The organism is Arenibacter sp. F20364 (genome assembly GCF_023015905.1).
Lineage (GTDB): Bacteria > Bacteroidota > Bacteroidia > Flavobacteriales > Flavobacteriaceae > Arenibacter.
The window spans coordinates 22,629-29,099 of record NZ_JALKBD010000043.1 but is presented as its reverse complement, the minus strand read 5'-3'; the positions used below and the strand labels follow the sequence as shown (position 1 = coordinate 29,099).

The following is a 6,471-nucleotide window of genomic DNA, read 5'->3' as shown; positions in this document are numbered from 1 at the left end:
TGGCGTTAAATTTACATAACAAAACAACGCATCATGAAAACGCTTTTTACTTTAATTTTTGTTCTTTTTATCGGAGTAGCTGCACAAGCAAATAACACTGACCAAGAAGTGAAAGTTAAAACTGTTACCATGAGCATTGTAACTACTACCCAAAATGAAGTTTCTGTAAAAAACGAAAACAAAGTAGCTCGTTTGTACATGTTCAAAAATTCCAGGGTAAAAAAAGAATTGTCTTTCTCTACTAAATTGAACAAAGCTAAATTGGCTTAATCAAATATCTATCTTTTTACGACCTTAATTTTCTATGGGAAAAAATTTTTGGATTGTGGGCGCTGCTAACTTTTCTTTCAAATTTTGTCCTTAAGGAAATAGATCAAGGTAAGTATCACTATATAAATCCCAAACCCAATAACCTCCTTGGGTTCTAGGTTAGATAGTAACCAAACAATAATAAGTACTGACAATATTGGGACTAGATAACCTCCTGGTATCCTAAATTCGTTTGTAGCTTTTTTAGGCGTATTTCTTCTCAGCTTTATTACGGAAAGTGTTACGCCCAAATAGACCAGTAAAATTGATGCACTGGAAATGATGGCCATTTGTTGAAATCCGCCAAAGGACGCCAATAAAAATCCCGATGTGGCATAAGCGATTATGGCGATGTAGGGGGTGGAAAATCGGTCGTGAATTTTGGAAAGTGGTCTTAAGGGTAGGACATTATCTTTCGAAGCTCTGAACAACACCCTGGGGAAACTCAAAATTTCACTACTTAAGTTCCCCAACATGGATATGGCTGCACCTAGGGTTATTATTGTAAAGCCTATAGGGCCAAAAACCTGATTGGCCACAACACTTAAAGGATTTTCCTTAAAGTTGGCCAATGATGCCCCAAGAACTCCTAAGGAAACAGTTTGGATAAGGACATAGAGTATTAATACTCCAACAACACTTATGAATATGGCCTTGGGAATATTTTTAGTTGGATCCTTTACTTCCCCGCTAATGCATAGCCCGGATTCCGCTCCCTGAAACGCAAAAAAAAGGATGAGTGAAATTTTCCCAATATCTGAAATCGTTGGCACCGAATCTATCACCAGATAATCCAAGGTTACCTCCCCCCATGAAAAAATGATCAGTAATAATAGTGGAATCAATTTGGCAATGGTTATCGTCTTTACCAGAACCATACCTTCTTTAATCCCCCTTAGGTTGATATACCCTAATCCACCAAATATTAGAATGAAAATAGATATCCTTGCCGTGTTCAATTTAAAAAAGGGAAACATTGATCCAATTACCTCCACCAAGGCGTTAGCTACCGCTGCATCTGCGGCTATTGCCGAAAGAACGAACAGTATAACCGTAAGAAAGCCAAAATATGGTCCGAAAGAAGATTCAATGTAGGTGTAGGCCCCACCGGAAGTGGTTACTTTACTACCAACTTCGGCAAAACACAGCATTACCAAGGTAATTAGCAGCCCACAGAATAAATAAGCGAAAATACTGGAGGAACCGAGTCCGGCTGCAACAATGGCCGGTAGGGCAAAGATACCGGCGCCGATCATAATATTTACTAGATTGGCACTAAGGCCCATAACACCGACCTCCCTTTTTAAATGTTCATTGGTTTCTTTCATTGGGCAAGTTGGTTGGTGGGCCTTTTAACCTGAGCTTGGTAAGCTCTAATGATGTAATTTAAGACTTTTAGCGTAATAATCAAGTTATTGTGGAGGTATATGCTCCATTAAAACAAGAACACCAATGTGACCAATACAGTTTTTAGATTGGCACTTTTGGTTCGTGAGGGATTACAAACCTTGAATTAGGTTGACTTGGTTTTATGTAAGAAAAATAAACTAACTTTAACAAAAAGTGTAAACTGGATAGCCAAATATTTAAACTTTAAGATCAATTTGTTTTTAGTTTTTTTGCTACTTATTTGCACAGTAATTTAACCATTTGCAATTCTCAATGGGTATTTCAAAGGCTTTTTCGAATATCAAATATATCTTGATAGGGCTACAAAATATTGACTTGAGGACTTCTTTATAATAAACAGGAGATTGACTATGTCTAAGGACAATTCTGAACAAAGTGCACAGTACAATAAGATCTTTATAGAACAAGCGCCTACGGCAATTGCAATGTTGGACAAGGACATGCGATATATAGCAGTATCCCAACGTTGGATCACGGATTATAAAATGGAAGGTAAGGAAATAATTGGCCAGTCCCATTATGATATCTTTCCTGAAATAGGCGATGATTGGAAAGCCAACCATCAAAAGTGTCTCAATGGGGCCATTGATATATGCGAAGAAGCACCGTTTAAACGTGCAGATGGATCAATACAATGGATATATTGGGATGTTCGGCCATGGTATGTTTCGGAGGGAGAGATAGGTGGTTTACTAATGCATACCGGAGACATTACCCCTCAGAAGGAAAGGGAAAGGGAACGAGCCCGTATGATTGAAATATTGGATAAAACCAATGAAGTGGCCCGAATTGGTACTTGGGAAGTTAATCTTTCAACCAATGAAGTTTATTGGAGCAAGATGGTATGTGAAATACATGAGGTGCCTGAAAATTATCAACCTCAATTGGAAACTGCCATTAATTTTTATAAAGAAGGGGAAAGTCGTGAAACCATCCAGCGGGTGGTAAACGAGGCTATTTTAACAGGGCAACCCTATGATGTTGAGGTTGAGCTTGTAACCGCAAAGGGGACTTCCCTCTGGACTCGTGCCATTGGAAGTGGGGAATTTGTAGATGGAAAATGTGTTGGCCTTTTTGGTATTTTTCAGGATATTAATAAAGGTAAGCTAGCGGAACAGGCGTTGAGTAACGCCAATGCCGAATTAAATGCCATATTCAATTCCAAGTCTGTTGCCATCATTACTACGAACGATAAAGGGGTTATAGATCATTTCAACCATGGAGCTGAGTATTTACTGGGTTATTCAGCTGATGAAATTGTCGGTACAAAAATGCCTTTTGTATTTGTGAAGATGGAGGAGGTTGAAAGGTTTAGGCAGGATTTATTCCAAAAATATGGAAAGGATTCTTTTAAGGGGTTGGCGGAAAACAACGAATTTGATGTTAGGGAATGGACCTATATAAAGAAAGATGGTACCAAAATTACGGTTCAGGTTACTTTATCGCCTATTAAAAATGAGGATGGGGAAATAATCGGATCATTAACGGTTGCCTCTGATATTACCGCTATTAAAAATGTGGAGAACGAGCTGCTGAGAAAAAATCAGGTCCTTAATTTTGCCGAGCGTCTAACAATGATCGGGAACTGGCAATGGAATACAGTTAGCAATGAGGTGAGATGGTCTTCCAATTTATATAAGATTTTTAATGTTGATGAAGAGACTCGGTTGACTTATGATACCTATTTTTCATTTGTTCATCCAGAGGACAAGGAAATGGTAACAAATCATGTGCAATATGCTTTGGAGGAAAGAAAATTTCCGGATTTATTGCATCGCATAAAATTAAGGGACGGTACCGTAAAAAATGTTCAATTATTGGCAGAAATTATGACCAATGACGCCGGTGAGGTAATGGAATTGGTAGGTACTTGCCAAGATGTAACGGAGCAAAGGATGGCGGAAATTAAATTTAGGGGACTGTTGGAGTCGGCCCCTGACGCCATGGTAATTGTGAATGAAGCCGGAAAAATACACCTTATTAACAAACAGGCCGAAAAATTATTTGGATATACGGCCAAAGAGTTGATAGGGCAATCCATTGAAATACTTGTCCCCACTAGATTTTCCAAAGGGCACACCTCCCATCGTACAGATTTTTTTACCAACCCTAAAGTCAGGAAAATGGGGGAGGGAAGGGAATTGTACGGAATAGACAAAAACGGCAAGGAAATTCCCATTCAGATTAGCTTAAGCCCCCTTAAAACAGAGGATGGTTTGTTAGTGTCATCTGCCATTAGGGATATTACCACGCAAAAATTGGCAGAGCGTAAAATTATCCAGGCCAAGGAAGACCTAGAGGTTTTTGCTAAAAAACTTATTTTAAAAAATAACCAACTAGCCGATTTTAACCATATAACCTCCCATAATCTTAGGGCCCCCATTAGTAACCTGAATTCGCTGTTGGGTTTTTATGAAATTTCGGAAAATGAAGAAGAGCGCATAGAACTTTTTCAAAAATTTGAAACGGTTATCCATCATCTTACTACAACCCTTGATACCCTAGTGGAAGCATTAAAAATAAAGAATGAGAATACGGAAGATGTTCTAGAGGATATTGAGCTATATCCGATTTTGCTTAAAACGCAAGAATTGCTCTCTGGAGAAATAATGAGGACTGGGGCAGTGATTGTAAGTGATTTTTCCAAAATGCCCAGACTAGAATACAATAGAATTTATTTGGAAAGCATTTTTCTTAACTTGCTGAGCAATGCCCTAAAATACAGGAGTGAGGAAAGGGTTCCAAAAATTTGTATTACAGCTGGAATTGAAAATGGAAAAAATTTTCTTAGGTTTACGGACAATGGGCAGGGAATTGATTTGAAAAGACACGGACATAAATTGTTCGGATTGAACAAGGTCTTTCACAGGCATCCCGATGCCAAGGGAATAGGTTTGTTCTTGACGAAAATGCAGGTTGAAGCCCTTGGGGGCTCTATATCTGCTGAAAGTGAAGTAAATGTGGGTACCACCTTTAATATTAATTTATAATAATTTTCTATGAGTAATTCTTTAAATGTTTGTATTGTAGACGACGACGACATTTATCAATTTACCATGGTCAAAACCTTGAAATCTCTTAGGTTGGCCGAGAACATAATGACCTTTTCAGATGGGGAAGAGGCCTTGGATTTTATGTTGGATAATCTACACAATGATAAGGAGCTTCCGGATGTGATTTTTTTGGATATAGATATGCCTATCATGGACGGATTTCAATTTATGGAGGAATATGTAAAGTTAAAGCCCAGCTTGGGTAAGAAAATAACCATATACATGGTATCTTCATCTGTAGACCCCGTGGATATAGAACGGGCAAAGAAAATATCTGAAATAGCGGATTATATGGTTAAGCCCATAACGCACAATCAACTAAGAAATATTGTTGAAGAGCTAGGACTTTCTGGGGATCGGTAAACAAATTGTTAAGTACGGATTATAATACAAATGATTCATATAGATCCCCTAGTTCTTTTTCCGGATCCAGACATAGGCCGGAGTGGGTTTCGGAACTTTGAATAATAGTACTTCTGGAAGCCGTTAACCACCTGAACCTATCCGATAATTCCAATTTTCCTATGGCTCCACCTTTTGGGGCCCCAATACAAATATCCTCCCATGCCTTTAAATAATCCGTTAGCGTTTCGAAGTCAATTTCACACGAAAAGTTGGTCAACTTGTCCTTACAGATCTGAAATTTTACCCCAAGAAATTTTTTCCGTTGACAGTAAAGTATTGCGCCGACATTAAAGAATTCTTCACGCTCCACTTTTGGAACAATTCTAATTACGGCATATTCATATTTAACCCTATCGTGCATCTTCAGACTCTTTTACCAACAAATGGATCATGGAAAGTTTGGCGTTTATAAATTCAATATAAGCCGCTCTCATTTTTTCTGGGGACAATGTTTCCGATTCGTCCTGCAACCAATCCTCGGGTATTAGTGCAATGATTTCGGCAATTTTATTGTCGTCAATGATATGTTCAATTTCTATGGCAGCTTCGGTTAGTAGGGTGGCTTTTGATAAAAGAACATGGTCCTTGATAAGTGGAAAGGTTCTGGTAAGATGATTTTTCCATGTTTCCCAATTATGGTGAAAATAAAAACTTGCACCATTGTCTATTACCCATAATTCATTGTTCCATTGCAAAAGGTTGGTGTTCTTTGCCGTACGATCTATATTGCTGATAAGGCTATCCAATAATACCACTTTAGAAGCGGTCATCCCATCTATTTTGGATACCAGCGGATCATAGGTAATGGCACTGGATAAAAAGTGTAGCCCTAAATTTAGGCCAACGCTGAATTTTAGGAGATCCTGTATTTCCTCATCGGGTTCTGTTTTGCTAAAGGAATCATCGAGGTTCATGAACACCATTTCGGGCACCTTTAGACCTATGGCCCTTGCCAGTTCCCCGCCTATAAGTTCTGCAATAAGCGCTTTTTTTCCCTGGCCCGCACCCCTAAACTTTAAAACGTAAAGAAATCCGTCATCTGCCTTGACGATAGCAGGGAGGGAGCCCCCTTCGCGCAAGGGCTTAATATATTGAACAACATCCACTGTCCTTATTTCAATCTTGCTCATCTTGTATCATATAGGAAAAGTTATTTCGCTTAAAAATAATTGCTGGGCAAAGAGGAAAAAACCTCCTTTTAAATTCAACTTCAAGATCTTGGAATGTCCAGGATTTTAGATTTAAACAAAAGCATATTACCTGTTAAACATGGCAATTTAATACTATTAAATAA

At 38.4% G+C, this 6,471-nt stretch carries 6 protein-coding genes; 3 read left to right on the top strand and 3 right to left on the bottom strand.

Translation table 11 applies throughout. The features are described from left to right. The first annotated feature begins 33 nt into the window (after positions 1-33). A complete protein-coding gene (locus tag MWU84_RS21580) occupies positions 34-270 on the top strand; it encodes a hypothetical protein (protein WP_246905653.1) in 237 nt (78 codons plus the stop codon). A gap of 77 nt (positions 271-347) precedes the next feature. Here the strand turns inward: MWU84_RS21580 and MWU84_RS21575 are convergent, their stop codons facing one another. Continuing rightward, positions 348-1,637: an APC family permease gene (locus MWU84_RS21575; protein WP_246905652.1), complete on the bottom strand. Its 1,290-nt coding sequence runs from the start codon at positions 1,635-1,637 to the stop codon at positions 348-350. 432 nt (positions 1,638-2,069) lie between these two features. Here MWU84_RS21575 and MWU84_RS21570 point away from each other — a divergent pair, with 432 nt between their 5' ends. Beyond that, positions 2,070-4,709: a PAS domain S-box protein gene (locus MWU84_RS21570; RefSeq protein WP_246905649.1), complete on the top strand. Its 2,640-nt coding sequence runs from the start codon at positions 2,070-2,072 to the stop codon at positions 4,707-4,709. Between the two features lie 9 nt (positions 4,710-4,718). Next, positions 4,719-5,135, top strand: coding sequence for a response regulator (locus tag MWU84_RS21565; protein WP_281502604.1), 417 nt, complete (start codon positions 4,719-4,721; stop codon positions 5,133-5,135). Positions 5,136-5,154: 19 nt separating this feature from the next. On the opposite strand, the gene MWU84_RS21560 is transcribed toward MWU84_RS21565, so the two are convergent. Then, positions 5,155-5,538, bottom strand: a complete 384-nt coding sequence (locus MWU84_RS21560; protein ID WP_246905646.1) for a DUF3037 domain-containing protein — start codon at positions 5,536-5,538, stop codon at positions 5,155-5,157. Then, the gene (locus MWU84_RS21555) at positions 5,528-6,307 is read right to left on the bottom strand and encodes a HipA family kinase (RefSeq protein WP_246905643.1); all 780 of its coding nucleotides are present in this window, start codon (positions 6,305-6,307) and stop codon (positions 5,528-5,530) included. The genes MWU84_RS21560 and MWU84_RS21555 overlap by 11 nt, the downstream gene beginning before the upstream one ends. Between the last annotated feature and the right edge of the window lie 164 nt (positions 6,308-6,471).